This is a genomic window from Maribacter corallii, from assembly GCF_047345415.1.
GTDB lineage: Bacteria > Bacteroidota > Bacteroidia > Flavobacteriales > Flavobacteriaceae > Maribacter_C.
On the sequence record NZ_JBLFEP010000002.1, the window covers coordinates 584,110 to 608,551 of the forward strand.

At 45.5% G+C, this 24,442-nt stretch carries 19 protein-coding genes; 18 read left to right on the plus strand and 1 reads right to left on the minus strand.

Annotation, left to right across the window (positions count from 1 at the left end; all coding sequences use genetic code 11):
* Positions 1–92: 92 nt before the first annotated feature.
* The 18 genes from ACKWCA_RS07855 (at position 93) to ACKWCA_RS07940 (ending at position 23,974) form a co-directional block, all read left to right on the plus strand.
* Positions 93–1,847 carry a PQQ-dependent sugar dehydrogenase gene (locus ACKWCA_RS07855; RefSeq protein WP_413977623.1) on the plus strand — a complete coding sequence of 585 codons (1,755 nt, stop codon included), beginning with the start codon at positions 93–95 and terminating at the stop codon, positions 1,845–1,847.
* A 17-nt stretch (positions 1,848–1,864) separates the two neighbouring features.
* Positions 1,865–3,115 carry an amidohydrolase/deacetylase family metallohydrolase gene (locus tag ACKWCA_RS07860; RefSeq protein WP_413977624.1) on the plus strand — a complete coding sequence of 417 codons (1,251 nt, stop codon included), beginning with the start codon at positions 1,865–1,867 and terminating at the stop codon, positions 3,113–3,115.
* Between the two features lie 31 nt (positions 3,116–3,146).
* Positions 3,147–4,064 carry an RraA family protein gene (locus ACKWCA_RS07865; RefSeq protein ID WP_413977625.1) on the plus strand — a complete coding sequence of 306 codons (918 nt, stop codon included), beginning with the start codon at positions 3,147–3,149 and terminating at the stop codon, positions 4,062–4,064.
* Positions 4,065–4,086: 22 nt separating this feature from the next.
* On the plus strand, positions 4,087–4,560 hold the full coding sequence (locus ACKWCA_RS07870) for a RidA family protein (protein WP_413977626.1): 474 nt from the start codon (positions 4,087–4,089) through the stop codon (positions 4,558–4,560).
* Positions 4,561–4,577: 17 nt separating this feature from the next.
* Complete coding sequence (locus ACKWCA_RS07875) at positions 4,578–5,792, plus strand: aminotransferase class V-fold PLP-dependent enzyme (protein ID WP_413977627.1); 1,215 nt, start codon at positions 4,578–4,580, stop codon at positions 5,790–5,792.
* A 26-nt stretch (positions 5,793–5,818) separates the two neighbouring features.
* A complete protein-coding gene (locus ACKWCA_RS07880) occupies positions 5,819–6,397 on the plus strand; it encodes a RidA family protein (RefSeq protein WP_413977628.1) in 579 nt (192 codons plus the stop codon).
* Positions 6,398–6,433: 36 nt separating this feature from the next.
* A complete protein-coding gene (locus ACKWCA_RS07885) occupies positions 6,434–6,955 on the plus strand; it encodes a YybH family protein (protein ID WP_413977629.1) in 522 nt (173 codons plus the stop codon).
* Positions 6,956–6,997: 42 nt separating this feature from the next.
* Entirely contained in the window at positions 6,998–7,990 is a 993-nt protein-coding gene (locus ACKWCA_RS07890; RefSeq protein WP_413977630.1) for a TRAP transporter substrate-binding protein, read from the plus strand.
* On the plus strand, positions 7,971–8,432 hold the full coding sequence (locus ACKWCA_RS07895; protein WP_413977631.1) for a TRAP transporter small permease: 462 nt from the start codon (positions 7,971–7,973) through the stop codon (positions 8,430–8,432). The genes ACKWCA_RS07890 and ACKWCA_RS07895 overlap by 20 nt, the downstream gene beginning before the upstream one ends.
* On the plus strand, positions 8,429–9,703 hold the full coding sequence (locus ACKWCA_RS07900; RefSeq protein ID WP_413977632.1) for a TRAP transporter large permease: 1,275 nt from the start codon (positions 8,429–8,431) through the stop codon (positions 9,701–9,703). The genes ACKWCA_RS07895 and ACKWCA_RS07900 overlap by 4 nt, the downstream gene beginning before the upstream one ends.
* Before the next feature lie 12 nt (positions 9,704–9,715).
* Positions 9,716–10,078, plus strand: coding sequence for a DUF1801 domain-containing protein (locus ACKWCA_RS07905; protein ID WP_413977633.1), 363 nt, complete (start codon positions 9,716–9,718; stop codon positions 10,076–10,078).
* Between the two features lie 10 nt (positions 10,079–10,088).
* Positions 10,089–10,916 (plus strand): alpha/beta hydrolase, encoded by an 828-nt coding sequence (locus ACKWCA_RS07910; protein WP_413977634.1) that lies wholly within the window; start codon positions 10,089–10,091, stop codon positions 10,914–10,916.
* 86 nt (positions 10,917–11,002) lie between these two features.
* The gene (locus tag ACKWCA_RS07915; RefSeq protein ID WP_413977635.1) at positions 11,003–13,762 is read left to right on the plus strand and encodes a helix-turn-helix and ligand-binding sensor domain-containing protein; all 2,760 of its coding nucleotides are present in this window, start codon (positions 11,003–11,005) and stop codon (positions 13,760–13,762) included.
* Between the two features lie 214 nt (positions 13,763–13,976).
* A complete protein-coding gene (locus ACKWCA_RS07920) occupies positions 13,977–17,000 on the plus strand; it encodes a SusC/RagA family TonB-linked outer membrane protein (protein WP_413977636.1) in 3,024 nt (1,007 codons plus the stop codon).
* 11 nt (positions 17,001–17,011) lie between these two features.
* Positions 17,012–18,550 carry a RagB/SusD family nutrient uptake outer membrane protein gene (locus tag ACKWCA_RS07925; RefSeq protein ID WP_413977637.1) on the plus strand — a complete coding sequence of 513 codons (1,539 nt, stop codon included), beginning with the start codon at positions 17,012–17,014 and terminating at the stop codon, positions 18,548–18,550.
* Positions 18,551–18,572: 22 nt separating this feature from the next.
* Positions 18,573–20,954 (plus strand): LamG-like jellyroll fold domain-containing protein, encoded by a 2,382-nt coding sequence (locus ACKWCA_RS07930; protein ID WP_413977638.1) that lies wholly within the window; start codon positions 18,573–18,575, stop codon positions 20,952–20,954.
* A 25-nt stretch (positions 20,955–20,979) separates the two neighbouring features.
* Positions 20,980–22,338: a glucoamylase family protein gene (locus ACKWCA_RS07935; protein WP_413977639.1), complete on the plus strand. Its 1,359-nt coding sequence runs from the start codon at positions 20,980–20,982 to the stop codon at positions 22,336–22,338.
* Positions 22,328–23,974 carry a sulfatase family protein gene (locus tag ACKWCA_RS07940; protein WP_413977640.1) on the plus strand — a complete coding sequence of 549 codons (1,647 nt, stop codon included), beginning with the start codon at positions 22,328–22,330 and terminating at the stop codon, positions 23,972–23,974. Before ACKWCA_RS07935 ends, ACKWCA_RS07940 begins: the two co-directional genes overlap by 11 nt.
* Before the next feature lie 27 nt (positions 23,975–24,001).
* On the opposite strand, the gene ACKWCA_RS07945 is transcribed toward ACKWCA_RS07940, so the two are convergent.
* Complete coding sequence (locus ACKWCA_RS07945; RefSeq protein WP_413977641.1) at positions 24,002–24,439, minus strand: Rieske 2Fe-2S domain-containing protein; 438 nt, start codon at positions 24,437–24,439, stop codon at positions 24,002–24,004.
* Positions 24,440–24,442 lie beyond the last annotated feature (3 nt).

Here is a 24,442-nt window from a genome sequence, read left to right on the forward strand (position 1 = left end):
ACCGACCCGATATCACATCACTTTTTTTGTTCTTTCGACGTCCCCCTTCGAAGACGACCGCAACAACCCTTACGAACCAAAAAACTACCATCTTGTCCAACCTAAAGAGATCGATATTCTTCTTCCTGATAACAGGATTTTTCGTTAGGTGTACTAGTGAGCCCCCCGATGGGGGACTGCTGCTTCCTGATGATTTCAAGTCCGTTGTTGTGGTCGATAGTGTTGCCGAAACCGTGCGGCATATGGCGGTTACCCAAGACAATATCCTCTATGCCAAACTGAGAAATGCCAATGAAAATGCGTCGGTGGTTGCACTGCAGGATGACAATGACGATGGCGTGGCCGATGTGGTCAAAAAATTCGGTGGAAACTCGCCGAAAAACAAATGGAGTTATGCTACGGCAATGCGTGTATATAACGACTATATTTATTTTAGCTCTGATTTGGTGGTGTATCGCTATAAGTTGAAACCTGGCACCCTGATTCCCGAAGGTGAGGCCGAGGTGGTTTTGACCGATGATCACGAGCATGGTAAACATGAACATATTGGTAAACCCATAGCCTTTGATAATAAGGGGCATATGTTTGTGCCGTTTGGAGCTCCTTCGAATGCCTGTCAGGATCCGAAACGCACGCCCGGAGCACCCGGGCAAGATCCATGCCCACAACTGGAAGACCATGCAGGTATTTGGCGTTTTGATGCCAACCAATTGGGACAGACCCAAAAGGATGGCTACAAATATGCCACAGGAATACGAAGTTTAGTCGCGATGAACTGGAACCCGGTAGATGAGGAATTATATGCCGTCATGCACGGGCGCGATGACTTGTTGCGCTTATGGCCCAACAAGTATTCTCCTCATGAAAGCGCCTTGCTCCCTTCAGAAGAGTTTATGCGCGTCACGGAGGGCTCCGATTTTGGTTGGCCTTATTGCTATTATGATCAGATAAAAGAAAAAAAGGTATTGGCGCCTGAATATGGTGGCGATGGCGATAGTATAGGAAGATGCGATCAATTTGAAGATCCCATCATGGGCTTCCCTGGTCATTGGGCACCCAACGACCTAGTGTTCTATGAAGGCGACCAATTTCCCGACCGCTACAAGAATGGAGCCTTTATCGCATTTCATGGATCTACGAATCGTGCCCCCTATCCGCAATCGGGCTATATCGTGGCCTTTGTTCCTTTTAAGGATGGAAAACCCAGTGGCGCTTGGGAAGTATTTGCAGATGGCTTTGCCGGAGTTGACCCTATTGTCAGTGTGACCGACGCGAAACACCGCCCAATGGGAATTGCTTTTGCCCCTGATGGGTCAATGTATATTTCCGATTCGGTCGAGGGCAAAATCTGGAAAGTGACCTATGAAGGCGAAAAGACCACTTTTGGCGAGAGGCAGTTGGCGGGTATGGAACAACGGAAAGCCATGTCACATGTTCGTACGCCCCATGTCATTGACGACAATCTGATGAAAGATGAAGTCGTCGGAGGTGAAAACACCTACTATCGCTACTGTAGTGCTTGTCATCAACTCAATGGTAAAGGCGCAGGGGGTCGGTTTCCTCCACTTACCGGAACCGATTGGGTTACGGGCGATAAGGAACGGTTGATCAAGGTACTGCTCAACGGTATGGAAGGGAGTCTTGAAATTGAAGGAAAGGTGTACAACGGTGTAATGCCACAGCATGCCTTCTTGAACGATAAGGAAATCGCGGAGGTCTTAACGTATATCCGATCCAATTTTGGAAACGAAGCAAGTGACATTCAACCGGAAGAAGTACAAACGGTTCGCAAGGAACAAGATCAAAATGATGAACCGATGACGCCGGTAGACGCCGCCGCAAAATAAGATTCAAATCGAAAAAGATGAAAAAGACGGTATGTTTTAATTTTCTGTTCGCAGCCTTTTATCTGTTTACCACGGTTGCGTTTGCCCAAGACTATGATATTCTTATTAAAAAGGGACACCTTATCGATGTCAAAAACGGTTTGGATAAGGTGATGGATATGGCCATCAAGGATGGTAAAATAGCAGCGGTCGGTGACAACATTTCGGCGCGCAAAGCGAAAACCGTAATCAATGCGGAAGGCTTATTTGTATCTCCCGGACTCATTGACATACATGGCCATCATTTTTTCGGTACGGAGCCCAATGCCTATCTGAGCAACAGTTTTACGGCGCTACCGCCGGATGGTTTTACCTTGAGAAGCGGAGTGACGACTGTAGTTGATGCTGGGGGATCCGGGTGGCGTAATTTTCAGACCTTTAAAGAGCAAGCCATCGAGCGGTCTAAAACAAGGGTACTCTGTTTTTTGAATATCGTAGGGTCCGGAATGAAAGGCGGTGCCATGGAGCAGAACCTCGGTGATATGAACGCCAAGCTCACGGCTATGGTGGCACGACAGCATCCAGGAATCATCGTTGGAGTCAAATTGGCCCATTACAGCGGATTTGATTGGACCCCCACGGAGCGTGCGGTAGAAGCGGGTAATCTAGCCGATATTCCGGTCATGATCGATTTCGGGGGGAGCGAGCCGGAACTCTCATTGGAAACCCTTTTTATGGAAAAATTACGTCCTGGGGATATTTTCACACATGCGTATGCCCATGTGCAGCGAAGGACCCCCGTGGTCAATGCGAATGGAAAGGTGGAGGAGTTTGCACTTGCCGCGCAAAAAAGGGGAATTGTTTTCGACGTAGGTCATGGGGGCGGAAGTTTTTTGTTCGAGCAAGCCATACCTTCCATGCAGCAAGGGTTCAAACCAAATACCATTAGTACCGATCTTCATACGGGAAGTATGAACGGAGGGATGAAGGATATCGTCAATGTCATGTCTAAATTTTTGAACATGGAGATGCCCATGAACGAGCTTATTGCCACGGTAACTTGGAATGCCGCCCAGGCAATAAAACGTACTGATTTAGGGCATTTATCGGAAGGAGCTGTGGCCGATGTAACCCTTTTGAACCTGAAGGAGGGCGATTTCGGATTTATCGATACCCGAGGCAAACGAATGAAGGGAACTAAAAAACTCGAATGCGAATTGACCATCCGCGACGGAAAGGTGGTCTACGATCTGAACGGGATATCAAAACCCGAATGGAACGAGAACTAATGGATACAAAGTAACTAATACCGATACGCTCATGAAATTATTGCATGCCATACTCTTTATCATAGCGGCGGGGCATTTGACCCTGGCACAGACCGCCTCAAAAGAACAGCTTATTTTTCTTACCCCCGAATGGACGGGAGAACGATTTGAGGACGGAAGGCCTAAAGTCGCCGATGATATCCTGAGGCGGATGAAATCTGTGGCCATTGAAGAGGCTTGGGGCGTATTGCGAAATGAGGGGTACCACAATCAGTTCGAAGGAGGTTGGCAACCCTTGCATGATGATGTTCCTGTGGTAGGAAGGGCGTTGACGGTACAATATATGCCTAACCGACCCGACGTTTCCGAACAAATCAAAAAGAAAGGAACCGAAGAGGGACAAATAGGCAATACCAATTCTTGGCCGATCGACATGCTGCAACTGGGTGATGTATATGTTGCGGACGGATTTGGGAAAATAGTAGATGGTACCTTAATCGGGGATAATTTGGGCAATGCCATCTATGCCAAGTCGAAAACAGGAGTTGTTTTCAATGCCTCCAGTCGCGATCAAGAAGGACTTTCCAAAATCGAGGGTTTTAATGCTTTTGTTCGCGAATGGCACCCGTCGTTCCTAACGGAAGTGATGCTCTTGAGTATCAACTCACCCATTCGCATAGGGGCGGCTACTGTACTACCAGGTGATATTGTCCTGGGCAAGAAGGAAGGGGTGATGTTCATTCCCGCCCATCTGGCCGAGAAAGTGGTGGTCACCTCTGAAGTGGTGCGCCTCCGTGATTTATTCGGAATCACTCGATTAAAGGAGGGAAAGTACACCCCGGGACAAATTGATAATAAATGGACCGCGGAAATAGAACAGGATTTTTCAAAATGGTTGAATGATCATATCGATGAACTTCCCGTCCCAAAAGCACAAATACAGGAATTACTTAAAAAGCGAATGTGGTAGAATAGGATTAAAAATAAAACATATGGAAAATAGAACGACACGAAGGGGCTCCTTCAAAAAATTGGGAATGGGTATTGCCGCCTTATTCGGGGTAGGTACGGTGAGTGCAATGGAAACCAAATCAAAAATCAAAAAAGAGGTAGTAGGGGAAATCGTTACAGATCAAGACATACCGCTGTTTTCAGGAGCGGTAAAACACGGCAATACCCTTTATATCGCGGGTAAAGGCGCCCATACGGAACCTTTTGAGATCAAGGCCCATACCGAAATAGTACTTCAAGAACTGCAAAAAGAATTGGAAAGAAACGGCTCGTCTATGGAGCAGGTATTGAAAGTGAATGTGTACTTGGCCGATCTCAATGATTATAAGGGTATGAACGAAGTTTTTCGCGGACGCTTCGGAAAAAATCCTCCAGTTCGAACCACCGTCGCTACCTATGGCGGAGTACCTGGAAAATCCCTTGTTGAGATGGATTGTATTGCAGCTGTCGACTAACATCAAAAAACAGAATTATGAATACAAGAAGAAAAGCATTGAAAACCATCTCGGCCATTCCGTTTATCGGAGCCTTGATCGGTCCGAGTATAGTGACTGCCAAGGTCGCTGAGGAAGCTGTGATGAAACCCCTGGCACGGGATTTCTTTAAGGAGTTGGGCCTCCGAACGTTCATCAATGCGGCAGGCACCTACACCTCAATGACCGGATCTTTGATGCACAAAGAAGTTACGGAGGCCATAAGCTACGGCGCTACGGAATATGTGAATTTAGATGAATTACACGATAAGGTGGGCGAGCGCATTGCACAACTGCTAGAATGTGAATATGCAACAGTATCCTCGGGGGCATTCGGCGCAATGACTATTGGTTTGGCCGGTGTCATGTGTGGCATGGACGAAAAAAAAGTGGCGCAACTGCCGAATACAGAAGGTCTCAAAGATGAGGTCATCGTGCAAAAAGGACATTCCATAGGGTATACCCACGCCCTGATCAATACGGGGGCAAAAATAGTGGAGGTAACCACCGCAAAAGAACTGGAAAAGGCCATCAACAAAAAGACCGCTATGTTATGGTTCTTAAATGCCAATACCGAAAAGGGAGAAATCAAGTGGGAAGAGTTCGTGGCACTCGGCAAGAAACACGACGTTCCTACTTTTGTTGATTGCGCAGCCGACGTACCCCCAGTAGAAAACTTGTTCAAGTTCACGAAAATGGGATTTGATCTGGTCTGTTTTTCCGGAGGGAAAGGCATTCGCGGCCCTCAAAGTGCGGGCTTGTTATTGGGGAGAAGGAAATATATCGAAGCGGCCCGATTGCATACACCGCCTCGCGGTACTACGATAGCAAGAGGGATGAAGGTCAATAAAGAAGAGGTACTGGGTATGTTGGTCGCCTTGGAGCTCTATCTCGCGCGAGACCACAAAAAGGAATGGGCACTTTGGGAAAGTCAAATTCAACTCATAAGCGATAGTGCCTCGTCGGTCAATGGCGTGGAAACGGAAATTCATGTACCTCCCCATGCCAATCACGTACCCAGTCTCAAGATTAGATGGGATGAAAGCATTGTCAAGATCAGTAAGTCCGATTTTCGAAAACAATTGGTAAATGGCCATCCATCCATAGAGACCGTAGGGAACGAGAAGGAGGTCGGCATAACTACCTGGATGATGGAACCGGGGCAAGAACGAATTGTTGCACAAAGGGTTCGTGAGCTATTGGCAAATGCCTAACTTTAAGGAATAAAATCCAACCGAATATGAAAAGTATTTTTTTAGCAGTAGCGTTCTTGACATTATGTGCGTGCCAGACAACGGTCGAAAATAAGGCGGAATCGAATCAAACCATGCCGGAAGTGGAGGCACCCCCTGCAGATTATGACCCAGAGGCCAAATTAAAGGAACTCGAAATCACCTTGAATACCCCTTCCGCTCCCGTGGCGAATTATGTCAATGCCGTACGCACAGGAAATCTGATTTTCTTGGCAGGTAAAGGACCCCGTAAGGCCGACGGGGAGAATATCACCGGAAAACTTGGAGATGATTTGACTATTGAACAAGGGTATGAGGCCGCACGCATTACCGGAATCAATCAACTTTCTGTGTTAAAGGCCGAACTTGGTAACTTGAACAAAGTCAAACGAATTGTCAAGGTCAAGGGAATGGTCAACTGCACGCCTGACTTTAAAGACCAGCCTAAGGTGGTCAATGGCTATTCCGACCTTATGGTCGGGGTTTTTGGTGATAGGGGCAAACATGCCCGTGCCGCCGTCGGAATGGGTTCCCTTCCAAGCAATATTGCCATTGAAGTAGAGATGATCGTTGAGGTCTACGAATAAGATCGATAAGGAAATTTCCAACTAAAAACGTATCAAGTGAAACTAGTTTGGTTAAGACATGCCTTGCGGCTCTGCTTATTTTTATGGGTTGTACAAGGGTATTCCCAAACTCCGGATCATGACCCGAACCGAGTATATGAAGCTTTCGCCTTGGCGTATCTTGATATGAATGCAAGTAATATTGATCAACTTTATGTCGAAGATGCCGTACTTTTAAATCTGTATGATTCGTCCAATCCAAGTTCCATCAGTGGGAATAAGGAGATTGCGAACTACTTTTCCGAGATGTTCGCGCGATTTGGAAAAACCGGACAAAAACTGGAACTTACTTTTAAAATCATCGACAGAAAGAAAATAGAGGATACCATTCTTGATAACGGTTTTTATGCCTTGACCATTCATGGTGATGACCAGGAAAAAAGAGTGTCCTACGGCAAACTGTCGACCATTTTAAAATTGGAGCAGGAGGGTTGGAAATTCATGATCGATGCCAACAGCAATACGGATGAAAGCGAGTATCAAAATGCCGAGGGCAATGAAATACCCCGACCGCATTGAACACGAAGAGATGCCTAAAAACCCCTAGAGCGTAGTTTTTCTATGAAATATGTGATACTTCTTATGGCCTTCTTGTTGCTTGTGAACTGCAAGTCAACCGAACGCGAACCGGAATTCCTGTTTCGGACGGCGATTATCGTGAAGGAGGACCATACCTGGTACAAGGCGTTCGATTACTTCAAGCAACTCTTGGAGGAACGCTCCGAAGGCCGAATCAAAGTACTCTTGTACCCCTCGGAACAACTGGCCAAAGAAATCGAGGCCATTCGTTTGATACAGGCCGAAGTAATCGATATCACCACAACGGGATCGACCTTGACCAACTGGTTTGAGGTCGCGACTTTTTGTGAGTTGCCTTATTTGATGAAAGACTCTACCGATATGAATCTTTATATCAACGGGAGGGTCGGAAAATTGATGGAGACCGAGATGATCGAAAAGGCCGGAGTACGGGCCCTTTGCCATTTTGAACGCGGCCCCAGACATTTGACTTCAAATCGTCCGATTCGGCATCCTGATGATTTAAACGGTCTCATACTGCGGGTGCCCAATGTTCCTTCGTTCGTAACCACATGGAGCGCCCTAGGGGCAAAACCGACACCAATGGCATTTTCCGAAGTTTTTACATCGCTGCAGCAGGGCACGATACAGGGACAGGAAAATCCGTTTGCCATGATCAACAATGGGGGGTTTGCCGAGGTTCAGAAGTATGTGAATCTCACCGGACACGTCATAAGTTGGGTCTACGCCGTAATTGGCGAAAAACAGTTCCAGAAGTTACCACCAGATCTTCAGGAAATGGTGGTGCAGGCCGGGAAAGAAATGCAAAAATATGAGCATGACCTTTTTTTGGAAAACGAAAAAAATATCCAGAAGGTACTGAAAGATAAGGGGATGGAATTAATCGAAGTAGATACTGAAGCATTTGCAAAAAAGTGTGAAAAGGCCATATATGATAGTCTATCCCCTGAAATGCAGGAAATCTATCACGAATTGAAACGCGAACAAGAAGCTCATGCGAAAAGGAATAGGTAAACTACTTAAGATCGGCACTTTGATAAGTACATGGGGCTTGATTGCCATGGTCTTACTCCAGATCATTTGTCGTTTTTCATGGTTCGATACTCCCTCTTGGACCGAAGAGGCATCGCGAATTCTATTTATCTATGCGATTGCATTCGCCTCGGGTCTTGCTTTGAAATCCAACTACTATGTGCATTTAGATGCTTTTTACAATAGGTTCGACCCGAAACTGAAAGTATTTTTAGATAAGTCCATACCCATTGTCATATTTATATTGTTCGCTGTTTTTGCCTTTTACTCCATTCAATTCATACGATTGGGAATGATTGAAAAATCGCCGAGTATGGGATTTAATATGGGTATTTCGTTCTGCAGCATGTTCATTATCGGGGCTGCCCTATGTTACTATGCTTGGCATAAAATAGTGCGCGTATTTAAAAGAAAAGACCCATGATTTGGATACTGGTCATTGTATTTGTAGTTGCACTTGTGCTTCGCTACCCCATCGCTTTTGCCTTGGGTCTGGCCTGTTTGGTCTATTTGATCGGTGCGGATATCCCCTTGATTTTAATGCCCATGAAAATGTACTCGGGCATTGATGTTTTCGTGTTGCTTAGTATTCCCGGCTTTATCATCGCTGGAAATTTGATGAACCAAGGTGGACTTACCGAAAAGATCATTAGCTTTTGCAATCATCTGTTAGGTCATATTCGAGGCGGACTCGCATTAGTGAACGTAGGGGCCTCAATGCTTTTTGCGGGAATTTCAGGTACGGCGATTTCCGATACGGCCAGTATGGGTTCGGTCATGATACCGGCTATGAAAAAGGAAGGATATGATGCTGATTTCTCATGTGCCATAACGGCCGCTTCCTCTACCGTAGGACCTATTATTCCCCCTAGTGTGCCCATGATTATTGCAGCGACCCTAAGTGGCCTGTCGGTCGGCAAACTGTTTTTGGCAGGCGCCATTCCGGGCTTGCTTCTGGGTGTTGGTTTGATGTTGGTCGCATATGTTATCGCGAGAAAGAAAAACTATCCGAAACATCCGAAAAGCACTTTTGGTCAAGTTGCGAGAGGTTTTGTGGACACCTTTTGGTCGCTGTTGATGACCTTTATCATTCTTTTCGGAATTATTGGTGGAATTTTCACTCCGACCGAAGCTTCTATCGTTGCCGTATTGTATGCACTGGTCGTAGGCCGCTTCGTTTACGGGAAATTGAATTTTAAAAACGTACAGGTGGTCATTCTCGATTCCATGAAGACCTCCGCCTCATTGATGATTTTGGTAGGATTTGCAAATTTGTTCGGCTATATCTTAATTACGGAACACATCCCGCAGACGATTTCCAGTGAAATATTGGGTTTTAGTTCGAACAAATATGTGGTTTTGCTTCTAATCAATCTTTTGCTCATCGCCGTCGGAACTTTTATGGAAACCATAGCCGCGCTGCTAATTTTGTTCCCTATTCTCTTGAAAGTGGCCTTGGCGGTCGATGTAGACCCTATTCATTTCGCCGTAATCGCGGTGTTGAATTTAATCATCGGTTTGACCACGCCACCCGTAGGCGTTTGTCTGTTCGTGGCTTCCAGCATTGGAAAGGTCTCCATCGGAAAGGTCAGCAAAGCGGGCTTTCCTTTTTTATTGGTCAGTTTGATCGTATTGATTTTGGTAACCCTGATTCCTGAAATTTCTTTATGGCTACCTGGCCTATTCAATGATTAAGTGTAAAAGAGCATGCCTGCTGACAGTACCTTCTATTTCGACAAGCCGGAACCTCAAAAAGGGTGCTTGCTGGCGATGCGCGATATAGTTCTCGGAATGGATGTGAATATTTCTGAAACCACAAAATATGGGATGCCCTGTTTTTGTTACAAGGAAAAAATGTTTTGCTATCTATGGATGGATAAAAAGACTTTGGAGCCCTATTTTTTGATGGTAGAAGGAAAACACTTGAGCCACCCGAACCTTGAAGCCGGAAATCGCGCACGGATGAAAATATTTAAGGTGGACCCGAATGCGGATTTACCGATAACGGATATCGATACACTCATGAACAAAGCTTTGGATCTGTACAGAAACGGAACGATCAACTTATAAGGAAGAACAGATGGTAAGAAAGAACACTTTTGTTTTAATATTCCTTTGGGCGGCTCATATGGTGGTTTCACAAGAAATCGCATATGAACTCAAAGAAGCTATTTCATATTACGACAGTACTTCCCAAAGTATGGATGCGTACCTCAAGGAACGCTGCAAACTGGACGTCTATTTTCCGAAAGACACGATAAATGTGGCTACCATCGTATGGTTTCATGGCGGGGGATTGGAATTTGGCGAAAAACACATTCCTGAGGGCCTGTTGGAAAAGGGAGTGGCTGTAGTAACCGTAAATTACCGTTTGCATCCAAAAGTGAAACATCCTGTTTATATCGAAGACGCTGCCGCTGCCGTAGCATGGACCTTCAAGAACATTGAAAAGTACAACGGAGACCCAAAAAAGATTTTCGTCACAGGCCATTCTGCCGGAGGGTATCTGGCCAGTATGGTGGGGCTTGATAAAAGTTACCTGCAAAAACACGACCTCAGTGCGGATTCTCTAGCGGGCCTGATTCCCTTTAGCGGCCATACCATAACCCATTTTACGATTCGCAAGGAAATGGGCATTGCCGGCACACAGCCTATCATTGACAACTATGCACCACTATTTCATGTGCGTAATGATGCACCGCCTATGCTTCTGATTACCGGCAATCGTGAAAAGGAGCTTTTGGGGAGGTATGAAGAGGTGGCCTATTTTTATCGAATGATGAAGGTGATTGGACACCCAGATGTCGAATTAATGGAATTGGATGGGTATGGGCATAATATGGTGTATCCGGCGATACCTCTTTTATTGAATTTCGTTCATCAAAAAACAGGTGTACGTCCCAAATAATTCTACATCTTAGCTACGTCAATGAGGTACGAGATAGACACTATTTCCTAATAAAATCATATATTCATTTTAGATATAGTCTGTGAATGGGCATACAAAACGCTCCGAGATATATATGGGTTTTCTTCCTCTTACCGATTTTGGTTATGGGTCAGAATCTGATGCCGCCAATCCAAAATTATCGCCTGTTCGAATACAAAGCGGATAGTAAGAATTGGGGACTGTCGGTAAGTGAAGACGGAGAGCTATTTGTAGCGAATAATCAAGGTTTATTACACTTTAACGGTGAAGAATGGACGCTGCACAAACTGCCCCATGAAACTACCATACGTTCCGTATCATATACGGGCGGAAAAATATTCACAGGCTCCTATGAGGAGTTCGGGTATTGGCAAAAAAGCAACTATGGAGAGCTGGAGTATACGTCTTTGACACACCTGATCAAAAACCACGAGTTCACCAATGAGGAATTTTGGCAGATACTGCCATACAAAAATGGACTACTCTTTCGATCTTTTTCTACGATTTATCACTACCAAGATGGAAAAATCGATGTCATCGATGTGGAAATCGTCGTCTCTAAGATCGCCCTATTTCAGAAGGAAATCGTAGTGGCCGGAGGGGAAGGTGAACTCTATCGTTTAGATAATGGAAAGTTGACGCCTTTTGTAGATGACACGATACTCGAGGGGAAAACCATCATCGATATGGTGGAGACCGATAAAGGCTTATTGGTCGGCACTAAGCTTGATGGCTGTTATATGCTTCAAGATGGATCACTTTCGTCTTGGAATGATGCTATAAATGCTGAGCTAAAGATGCAACAGCTCAATAGGATTTTACTGATTGACTCCGGTACTTTGGCCTTTGGTACCATCAAGAACGGTATTTATCTATACGATGTGTCTCGAGGGCTTTGGGATATATTGAATAGGGAAAATGGACTGCAGAACAATACGGTGCTCTCGATGCTACAATTCAATGATCAACTTTGGGCTGGACTTGACAATGGCATCGATAGAATTCAATTGAATAATCCTATTACCTACTATACCGAAAAATCGGGAACATTGGGCACGGTATATGACATTGCCCGTCATGATGATTTACTTTACTTGGGTAGTAATACCGGCATTTATTATTTTCAGAAGAATCAACTCCAATTCGTAAACGGAACCCAAGGGCATGTATGGGATCTTGAAGTCATTGAGGGTGACCTTTTCGGAGGACATAATACGGGTACTTTTAGACTTGTCGATGGTAAAATAGCAGACTTTTTTGATTTTTCAGGAGGCTATCAAATAACCAAAGTGCCGAACCAACAGCAGACCTATTTGCAAGGAACGTATAACGGTTTTGTGAAATTTGTCAAGCAAGAATCCGGTGTATGGACTACCCAAAAAATGGCCGGGATGGATCACCCTGTCGAACAGTTTTGTTTTGAGAATGAAACTACCGTTTGGGCCGCCCATCCGTATAAGGGTTTTTATCGAATTAAGATCGATCAGAAGTATGAGCAAATAGTGGAATTTCGAGAGTATACTACCGATTCTATTCCCGACAATTATAATATCGAGCTTTTTAATATCAAAAATCAAATCGTATTTAGAAATGAGGGGCACTGGTACAAGTATGATCCTATTTTAGACAGAATCATTGGTTTTGAAGAGTTCGAGGCGTATACCAACAAAAAACTCCTCTATCATGATGAAAGACATTTCTGGTTTTTGGACAGGGAATCTAAGGAGATGGCGTTTACCGATTTCAAGGGAAAAGATTTGATTATTGAAGAACCCCAATTGACCCGAAGACAGGTTCCAGAGGCCGAGAACATTATTAAACACAGTGATTCGGCCTACTATTATACATTGGGTGATGGACTCGCCAAAATTGATCTTGCAGCATTGCAATTTCATGTGGAACGTTTGAATTTGTCAACACCGAAGCTTGGTTCCTTCATTGCCGGTGGTGAAAAGAAAAATATTGACAATACCCCAATAAATCTGACATTCCAAGAGGCTAAAAAAATCGAGATAAAGGTTGCCACGCCAGAGGAGGTCGACCCGAAATACCATTATGAACTAAAATCCAACGAAACGCAATCGGGTTTCAGCGATCATGGAACCTTGAACTTTCAGAATCTGGCCTATGGGGAGTACTTGCTCGCCATTGCTACGGTCGGTATCGATAACCAAAAATCCGAACCTCTCGAGGTTGCTTTTACAATTGCGCCTCCTTGGTACCTTTCGAAAATGAGCATACTTGCGTATCTCTTGGCAATTGTTGCACTGGGTTACCTCATACGGGTGTATCATAGACAAAAGTTAGATAGAAAGCAGAGAGAGTTAAAAGATGAACTGGTACGTGAGCAAGAAGATAAATTGGCCATACTCGAAAAGGAAAAATTGGCGAAGGAAATCAAACTCAAACAAAATGAATTGACCATCAGTACCATGAACGTTGCCGAGAAAAATGAGTTGCTTTTAGAATTGAAGAATATGCTCGTAATGGGCAAAGATCAGTTTAGCGATAAGCGACGTTACCGTGCGTTCATGAAAAAATTGGATAATTCAATTCACGGAGAGGGTGATTGGAAGCGATTTGAATACAACTTCAACGAACTTCACGAGGATTTCTTCGAAAAACTCCTGAAACGATACCCAAAACTAACACCCAAGGACCTCAAGCTATGCGCCTATCTTAAAATGAATCTATCCACAAAGGAAATTGCGCCGTTAATGGCTATCTCGGTAAGAGGGGTAGAGATCCATAGATATCGATTGAGAAAAAAGCTGCAAATCGAGAGTTCTGAGAATATCTCCAACTTCTTGATAACCTACAAATAGGGGTTTTCAACATTTCAAGACTACGTCATTACTACATCAGAATGTTAAAAGTCAGCGGCTCTTCAGCTTTTGTACTACTGCAAATCCTGTGAATTCAGGCAATTGCAATGCCTTTCCCCTTGATGTATCCGTAATGTATTGCTTCATCAATAGGTCAGCAGGGCTTAATGCTAATTTAGCAACAGAACAATCAAACTATTGAAGAATTATGAAAATGAAAAACATCTTTTTATTAATATCGTTTTTCTCGGTTCAGATTTTTGCCATTGCGCAAAGTACGATTACCGTCGCGGGTACCGTATCCGATGCTGGTGGGCAACCCCTTCCCGGGGCGTCCGTCGTAATCAAAGGGACTACTACAGGAATCCAGACCGACTTTGATGGAAACTATTCCTTGAGCGATGCACCTTCTGATGGCATACTCGTCGTCAGCTATCTTGGTTTTACCGCTGTCGAGATTCCGATAAACGGTCAAACGACCCTAGATGTGACTTTACAGGAAGATGCGGAAGCGCTTGATGAGGTTGTCGTCATCGGTTATGGTGAAATGAAGTCGAAAGATCTGACCTCCGCCATTACGACCTTAAAGTCGGAAGAACTGTCCGCCACTCCAACGGGTCAAGCCGTCGCCGCGTTGCAGGGGAAGGTCGCCGGACTTCAGATCGTGAACGCTGGTGCGCCCGGTCAATCTCCAACGATAAGGGTGAGGGGTATTGGCTCGTATGACGACGAGGATGGAGATTCTGCTCCCCTCTTTGTTGTTGACGGTATGTTTTTTGACAATATCGATTTCTTGAATACGGCCGACATTGCTTCGGTGTCCGTATTGAAAGATGCCTCGGCAGCAGCCATCTATGGAGTTCGCGCAGCAAATGGGGTAGTGCTGATCGAGACCAAATCCGGAGCGTTGAACCAGAAAGCGCAGATAACATATGACGGATATTCTGGTTATCAGGTTGCCCAAAATGTACTCAAATTGGCGAACGCCGAACAGTTTGTGACCCTTGCTCTTGAATCAGGATCCGAACCCGATGCGCAGTTCATTGAGAACGCCATGCAGCGCTACGGTCGCAGTAGGATCAACCCAAATGTGCCGAATGTCAATACGGACTGGTACGACGAAATACTGCGTGTGGCGCCGATTCAAAACCATAGCTTGAATGTGACAGGAGGTAGCGAAAGCGCCACCTATGCCATCGGTGCCAACTATTTTGAGCAGCAAGGACTACTCAAAATGAAAAATGAGTACCAACGCTTTAATTTGAGGGTGAGGGTCGACTTCAGAGTCAATGACTGGCTCAAAATCGGGGGTAATGCCGTATTGAGCAACGCCCAGCGTTTCGACGCTGAAAATTCCGCTTGGCGAAGAGCTTATTTCGCGGTGCCGATCCTTCCTGTTCGCGATGAAAGTTTGACCGATGACCCGGCAGTTTTTCCAACCAACTATGCAAATGCTCAAGATTTGGGATATCGCGGAGGGCAGAACCCCTTTCCGATTATGGACAATAGCGAGTTGCGGTCGAAAATCCGGAATATTTTGGCCAATTTTTATGCGGAGATCGACCTCATTCCCCAGAAGTTGAAATTTAAGACCGCGTATAACCACAATTTTGAGACGACCAATCGCCGTGAGGTGCGCCTTCCCTATTTTATTGGGAATAATTTTCAACGTGAAAATGCGGAGCTCTTAAAACGAACCGATGTTGTTTCCAATCAGATATGGGACAACACCCTGACTTATACCGAAACCTTCGGGAACCATAATCTGACCCTATTAGGAGGTACTTCCTTTCGTGACGAGGCCTTTGATAGATTGGAAGCCAAAGGGCTCAATTTTCCCTTATCAGGAGAAGAGGCCTATTTTCTAGATCAGGCCCAAACCATTGTAGAGGAAGATGTTCTCGACGATGGGCGGCGTGAATTTGGCTTCTCTTATTTTGGAAGACTCTCTTACAACTATGCCAACCGCTATTTACTCTACGGCACCTTTCGGGCTGACGGCACCAATAAGTATCAAGAGAAATGGGGTTATTTCCCGACCGTTGGTCTTGGTTGGGTGGTGTCGGAAGAAAACTTTATGCAGAACAATGGCATTTTCGATTTCCTGAAACTTCGAGCCAGTTGGGGAGAATTAGGGAACGATAAAATCGATTCCAGCTCAGGTTCCATTACATCTGAAGTAGTAACCACGGCTTTGGGCGATACCATGTTCAGCGGTGTAAATACTGATAGTGACTTTACTGCCTTGCGCTGGGAAGTTACCGAAGAAGTAAATGGAGGGCTTTCGGCACGATTGCTCAACAATAACCTGTCACTGGAGGCTGACTATTATATTAGGGAAACCAATAATGCCGTGATTCCGGTATTGCGGGCCTTGATTCCCGGATCCACACGCCAGAACATCGGGAAGATTCGAAATTCCGGATTTGAACTGGCGCTCAGTTGGAATAAAAGGGTGTCCGGTGATTTTAGCTATTCGCTGGGGGCCAACTTTTCAACCTTGGAAAACGAGGTACTCGATTTAGGAGGCCAGCCCCATTTAGATGCCGGTAGCGCCGAATTTCGCCAACGTTCGATTGTAGGGGAGCCCATTTTCGCCTTCTACGGAAGGGAAATTACCGGGGTATATCAAAATGATGCCGAGATCCAGGCCGACCCCGTGGCCGTGGCTAATGATTTGGCGCCGGGCGACCTTAAGTTTAGGGATATCAATGGCGATGGCGATATTACCGATGATGATAGAACCGTACTAGGGTCTTTTTTACCCTCCTATAATTATGGTTTTAATCTTGGTTTCAATTACAAGGGATGGGATTTTAACGCTACAGGACTAGGCCAAGGGGGCAATAAGATCTTGAATAGAAAAAGGGGAGAGGTCATCTTTACCAATGATACGAACTGGGACCGTGATTTTGCCATGAATCGATGGCATGGTGAAGGCACCTCCAATGCATACCCCTCCTCTGCCGGTATCCGTAAAGGATGGAACCAACGTCTCAGTGATTTCTTTGTCGAAGATGGTGACTTTTTTAGAATACAGAACATCACCTTGGGCTATACGATCAATAAGAAAGGAGATATGAAGGGCATTCCACAGACGCGCATCTATATCACTGCCGAAAAGCCCTTGACACTGTTCAAGTACAACGGATTCAACCCTGAAGTAGCCAATGGTGTTGATAACGAAACCTATCCGATACCTGCGGTATATATGATGGGTGTGAATATTAAAATTTAAAAAAAAGAAAAATGCAACTGCTAAAGAACACGATTATTCCAAAGGTGATGGCCTTGTCCGTAGTGATGACAATAGCATGCACCGACAAACTTGATGAACCACAATTGAACAACAACTTTGCAGGGGGTACTGATTTTACCGATACATCTGGCATGCAATTATCCGTTGTAGGGGTTTATGAGGCCTTTCATTCCCGTGGATGGGAACAACCGCTACTGATTTCGGTGCGTGGGGATGATGTAAATTCAGGAGGTCTTGGGGATCAGCCAGACTTCATGGAAACGGATCTTTTCAACTACAACAAAGACTATTGGATGTACAATTCCCTTTGGGAAAACATCTATGTCGATATCATCTCGGCCCATACCGCTATGGAACAGATCGCAAGGTTTCAAGAATTTGCCGATGATGCGGGTATAGGGCAGGGAGCGCAATATATCGCAGAGATAAAGGTACTTCGCGCGGCCATGCTGTTCCAAATTGCACAGGTTTGGGGCGATGTGTTCATACCTGAAAGTTCGGACACCAATGAACTGTTGGAGGTAGACGTGCTACCGACCAGGAGCGAAGTGATGCAACACATTTCCGACCAGATGGATACGGTCATAGGGCTATTGCCCGATATGCGGCCTAACGAACGAACAGACCTGCCCGGGGGTGTTACAAAATATACGGCACTGGCCATCAAGGCCCTGGCCAATCAAGAGTTGAAGAATTATCAGGTGGTAGCCGACGCGGCGGGCCAAATCGTAAATTCGGGTAAGTTCAGTCTGTTTCCCGACTTTTATGAATTGTTCAAAACACCGGGAAAATTGAGCGATGAGAATATTCTCGATTTGCAATATTCCGATTTCGGACAGGGGGAAGGCGATCGTTCCGCACATCTCTATGCACCCTATGGTCCACAAGGTTGGACACCCGCAGTCGAAGGGGCCGCTAGTGGTTGGGGGTTTTATGAGCCCAGTTTGAAATTCATAAAATTCATGTTGGATCGTGGCGAGACGGTACGTTTAGAAACCAGTGTACTCTTTACCGACCGAGGGATTGCGGAACTTCAGACCGACCCGGCTTACGCGACCTTACCGGCTTTCGTTTCAAACACCACCCGCGACGGTGATGTCATCAACGACTATGCACGAGCCCTATTTGCCAGTGGAAAGCATTACCTACCGTCGAATCAACTGATTCCGGGCAGAACCGCCTATGGTAGTAACAAGAACTACAACCTTCTACGATACGGGGAAATTCTATTAATGTACGCAGAAGCCTTGTTGCAGGGTGCCTCAGCTTCAGGAATGACCGCTGACGAGGCCGTCAATTTGGTGCGGGCAAGAGCGGGAATGCCAGCCTTGTCAGGAGTTACCTTGAATCAAGTAATCGATGAGAAGTTTGCCGAACTGGGTATGGAATGGGGCAAACGGTACTATGACATGGTACGTTTAGGTCGGTTAGATGAACTCAGTTATGATGGAAGAACCTTTTCCGAAGCTGATAGCTTCTTGCCCTATCCCCAAAGTCAAGTAGACCAGTTTCCGATTTTGGAGAATTAAGAAAACCACTAAATAGCAACAGATGAAAAACATAAAATACATACTCACCAGTTTGGTCGCGGTTACCCTTTTCTATGGATGTGAGCAAGGAATCGACCCTATAACCGAGGTAGCGCCCCCAGCGGATGCGACCGCTCCGCAGATTATCGTAAATAAACCCACCGAAGGCCTGGTAGTCAAGGTTTTCGAGGATATTACCTCCTTGGATATCGATTTGGAAGTTACCGATGACGTTGAAATCGCTAGTATTATGGTACTTCTTGATGGGGCTCAAATTGCTACGTTTAATGATTTTAAGGATTACCGTAGGGCCTTGCAGGAATTCAGTTATGATCGACTGGCCAATGGAGAGCATACCCTGACGGTGACTGCCACTGATATCGAAGGTAAGACGACCACGGTTGAAGTCAACCTCTCCAAAGAACCACCATATGTCTCGATGTTCGAAGGAGAATCTTTTTTTATGCCTTTCGATGGGGATTATCGTGATCAAATCGGATTTGAACAGGCCACTGAGATTGGTACACCGGGATTCAACAGTCCTGGCTTCGCTGGCCTGAGTTCATATAAAGGCGCCACCGACGCTCACCTCACTTTTCCGGCAGAAGGATTGTTGAGTGACGAATTCAGTGCTGCGTTTTGGTACAAGGTCAATGCCGACCCGGGCCGGGCCGGTATTCTGGTCGTTGGCGATAATGCCGATGATCGCTTTCAAGGGTTTCGTTTGTTCCGGGAAGGAAACGAAGAGGAACAACGCATCAAACTCAACGTGGGCGTGGGAACGGGCGAAAGTTGGAACGACGGGGGCGTTATCGATGTGGCAGCAGGAGAATGGGTACACGTCGCCTTCACCATTTCACAGGATAAAAGCGTAATTTACTTTAACGGAAACCAGGTCAACATGGCGGATATGTCGGGCCCCGTTGATTGGTCAGGTTGTACCGAGTTTACCATAGGCTCTGGGGGTGAGACCTTCAGTTATTGGAATCATCTATCCGATAGTAGCGATATGGACGAACTGCGTTTTTTCGATCGGGCACTCACCCAGACTGAAATTCAGATTATGTTGAGTTCGTTTAATCCGTATACCCCACAATTTGATGGCGAATCGTTCTATATGCCATTTGAAGGAGGCTATGTGAACCTTGTGGGAAGCACGGCCGCAACCACTGTGGGATCACCTGAAATTACCGATCAGGCCTTTGACGGGTCAGGGGCTTATTTGGGCGCTACGGACGCTTATATAACTCATCCTGCCGCTGGTTTTTTAAGCAATCAATTCAGTGCTACGATGTGGTATAAAGTGAATCCCGATCCTGATAGAGCCGGTATTCTGGTCGTTGGCGATGATGCCGATGATCGTTTTCAGGGGTTTCGTCTCTTTCGGGAAGGGAATGCCGACGAACAGCGTATCAAACTTAATGTCGGAACAGGTAGCGGCGAGAGTTGGAACGATGGTGATGTCATTACCGTCGCTGACGGCGAATGGGTTCATATTGCTATGACCATCTCCGACACCAAAAACAAAATCTATTTGAACGGGGTGGAGGTACGCGCATCCGATATGGCTGCACCTGTTGATTGGACGGGTTGCGAACTGTTCACCATCGGGTCAGGTGGCCCCACCTTTGATTATTGGAACCACTTATCCGATTTAAGCAGTTTGGATGAACTCCGGTTTTTTAACAAAGAACTGTCGGCCGAAGAAGTGGCGGCCGTAGCAGGCGGCGAATTCACACCAAAGAATTTTGGCTCCACCTTATACATGCCTTTCGATGGCTCGAACACCGAAGTAAATAAAAATATCGAACCGACCGTTGTTGGAATCCCTGGATTTGCGGGGGACAGCCAGGTGGGCTCGGACGCCTATACAGGCGCTGCCGATTCGTACCTCACCTTCCCCATCGATGGTCTGTTCAGTAATCAGTTTAGTGGGGCATTTTGGTACAAGGTCAATGCTGACCCCGACCGTGCAGGGATTCTTGTAGTGTCTCCGCCTATGAACGGCACTGATAATGACCTTTCTGCCGGTTTTCGACTAATACGGGAAGGAAATGCCGATGAGCAGCGAATCAAATTGCACTTGGGTACCGATGGGGGTAATGTATGGAACGATGGTGAGGTCATTGATGTTTCCGCCGGTGAATGGATCCATATTGCCTTTACCGTTTCCGATACCGCTACACAGATTTACTTTAATGGGGAACCTGTCGCCAATAGGGGTGATATGAGTGGGAAACTCATCAGTTGGGCCAATTGTGAGATAGTATCTATAGGTTCTGGAGCACCCAATTTTATTGGGTGGAACCACTTATCGGATTTGAGTTATATTGATGACCTCTATCTTTTCGACCGGACATTGACGCAAGAAGAAATTCAAGAGTTGCGTGATTCGGGATTATAAATACGTTTTTTCAAGTTGTTTTTTTATGAAGTTAGTTTTGATTCAGGTTTTAGTCGTCATTGCATTCCATTTGATTGGATGCAATGGCTCTAAAGCCACCGAGATTGAAAAAGAGAATGGGAATGGTGATGTTCCTCAACTGACCGACACAGAACTGTTGGATCATGTACAGCGTCAGACGTTCGAATATTTTTGGGATGGGGCCGAACCAATTTCGGGCTTGGCCCGAGAGCGTATTCATTTAGACAATATATATCCCGCCCATGACAAGGACATCATCACCATCGGAGGATCAGGGTTCGGACTCATGGCTATTTTGGTAGGTGTTGAACGGAATTTTATCACACGTGAACAGGCTTTGGAGCGACTGGAACGGGCCGTTGAGTTTTTGGAGAATGCCGACCGTTTTCACGGGGCATGGCCGCACTGGCTAATGCCTTCGGGTAGTGTGACTCCTTTCAGTGCCAAAGATAACGGAGGTGATCTGGTAGAAACTGCCTTTTTGGTTCAAGGTCTTTTGACCGTAAAGGAATATTTTAAAGAGGGTAGCGAGAGGGAAAAACAACTGGCTGATAAAATTCAACGGCTCTGGGAAGCCGTAGAATGGGATTGGTATACCAAAAATGGCGAAAACGTCTTGTATTGGCACTGGTCGCCCAATTATGCTTGGGATATGAACTTTCCCGTCGGAGGATATAATGAGGCATTGATTATGTATGTTTTGGCAGCTGCCTCGCCTACACATCCCGTAACGAAGGCGGTGTACGAAAAAGGATGGGCTCGAAACGGAGGGATTACCAATGACACCGAATTTTACGGTTTACGAACGGAACTCGATCATTACGAACACGACAATTCCCCCGTAGGCCCGCTTTTCTGGGCGCACTATTCCTATTTGGGACTTAATCCCAAGGGATTATCCGATCAATATGCGGATTATTGGAAATTGAATACTGCCCATGCGCTAATACACTACCGCTATTGTGTCGACAATCCGAATAATTTTGAGGGATATGGGGAAGATTGTTGGGGACTTACCTCGAGCTATTCCGTCAAAGGGTATTCGGCACATCGGCCCGATGAGGATTTAGGAGTCATCTCGCCAACTGCAGCACTATCATCCATGCCATATACGCCAGATCAGAGCATGCGTTTTTTAAGATATATGTATAAGGAACAAGATTCCCTTATTGGGAAATATGGCCCATATGATGCTTTTAGCCTAGAAGAAAATTGGTATTTACCCCGATACCTCGCCATTGACCAAGGCCCGATTCCCGTGATGATCGAAAACCATAGAAGCGGTCTTTTCTGGAACCTATTTATGAAAAACGAAGAAGTGCGGGCGGGATTGGACAAACTTGGCTTCCAATATGCAGATTGATAAGATAGCCTACTTTTTAGTACTGATTTTTTTATGTTCGAACTGTAAAGAATCGATAAGACCTCTTCCTAAAGATGAAATAGCAGGAGTAAGGCCGAACATCATCTTTATCATGGCAGATGATCATGCCGTACAGGCCATAAGTGCCTATGGACATCCGTTGAGCCAGTTAGCACCTACTCCGAATATCGATCGTATCGCAAAAAATGGTGCGCTATTTACCAAAAGTTTTTGCACCAATTCGATCTGCGGTCCGAGTCGGGCCGTGATACTAACGGGAAAACACAGCCATATCAACGGGTTCAGACAAAATGGGGACCATTTTGATGGTAACCAACCCACCTTACCCAAATTATTGGGTAAGGAAGGATACCGCACCGCAGTTATCGGAAAATGGCATTTGCATGGAGAACCCCAGGGTTTTGATCATTGGAATATATTGAATGATCAAGGAAATTACTACAATCCTGAGTTCATCCATGGAAAGGACACAACCGTGGTAGAAGGATATGCTACCGATTTGATTACCGATTTTTCGCTCGACTGGATCAAGAAGAATTCGAAAAACGAAAGTCCATTTTTCTTGATGGTACATCATAAGGCTCCACACCGCAATTGGATGCCTGCCTTACGCCATATGAACAAGTATGACTCAATCAGGTTTCCCCTACCGGAGAGCTATTTTGATGAACATTTAGGGAAGCGTGCTGCACAGCAACAACAGCAAACAATTTATAGGGATATGTATGAAGGGCATGACCTCAAGATGACCGAATCTTACCGAAAGCCCAAATTAGCGCATAATCCTTGGACCAACGATTTTGACCGAATGACCCCTGAACAGAGGCGAAAATGGGATGCGGCTTACGCCGTAAAAAATGATAGCTTTCATGCGGCCAAATTGTCGGGGAAGGCATTGGCCGAATGGAAAGGCCAACGCTATTTACAAGAATATTTGAGTACTGTTGCTGCGGTGGACGAAGGGGTAGGGCGTCTCTTGGATTATCTAGAAGAGTCGGGTTTAGAGGAGAATACTTTGGTGGTCTACACCTCGGATCAAGGTTTTTATCTGGGAGAAAATGGTTTTTTTGACAAACGGTTTATGTATGAGGAATCGTTTCGAATGCCTTTATTGATGCAGCTCCCCGGTAGGGTTCAAAAAGGATCCAAAATTGATGCATTGGTACAAAATTTAGATTTCGCCCCTACTTTTTTAGACGTAGCGAACGCTTCCGAAGCTTCGGCTATGATGCAGGGCGATTCATTCCTTGACCTGCTGGATAAGGGGAGTGGCACTATGAACAATAGAAATGTAATTTATTATCACTACTACGACTATCCCGCATTTCACATGGTAAAAAAACATTATGGTATTCGAACAGATCGCTACAAATTAATGCACTTCTATGACGATATCGATACTTGGGAATTCTATGACCTCAAGACCGATCCAAATGAGGAACACAATGCTATCGAAGACAAGCAATATGCCACGGTCATTCGGAAAATGCACCGGACCTTAGATTCCGTACAACAGCATTATAAAGTCACCGAAGTCGAATTTAAAAAGGCTTCGCCAAAGCAAATCGAAAAAGCGCATCGTGATTTTAAGCGTTTAAGGGGGCAATCCGATTAAGAAAAGGCATGAAGCGCTAGTGACGGTTCAGGTCAAGATGGTCAAAAGATTATCGGCAACTTGGGTGTTGTAGATTTTCAGCCCTCCTGTTCCAAAGTTATTCAGACCAATGCCCGATTGGTCGAAACGGGCTCCATGGGCCCCACAAAAAAATTCGTTTTCCTGAAATGTAATTTCCTTTCTTGATTCATGCGAACATATCACGGTGGCCGCGAGATACGCACCGCTCAAACTTTTTGCGATGACCACATCGTCCTTGATCATAAAACCGCCGTCTTTGGATAATTCACTGGCTTCTGTTGAGTTTAGGTCGATGGTGAAAAGGGGAGTGTTTGATGGCAGATTACTTCCGTTGGGAGCAATAAAAGGGGGTTTCTCATCTTTAGAACAAGCCCCTAAGCATCCGTAGGTCAAAGCAAAAGCTGCACCTATTCCAATCGATTTGAGAAATTTTTGTCGTTCCATTCT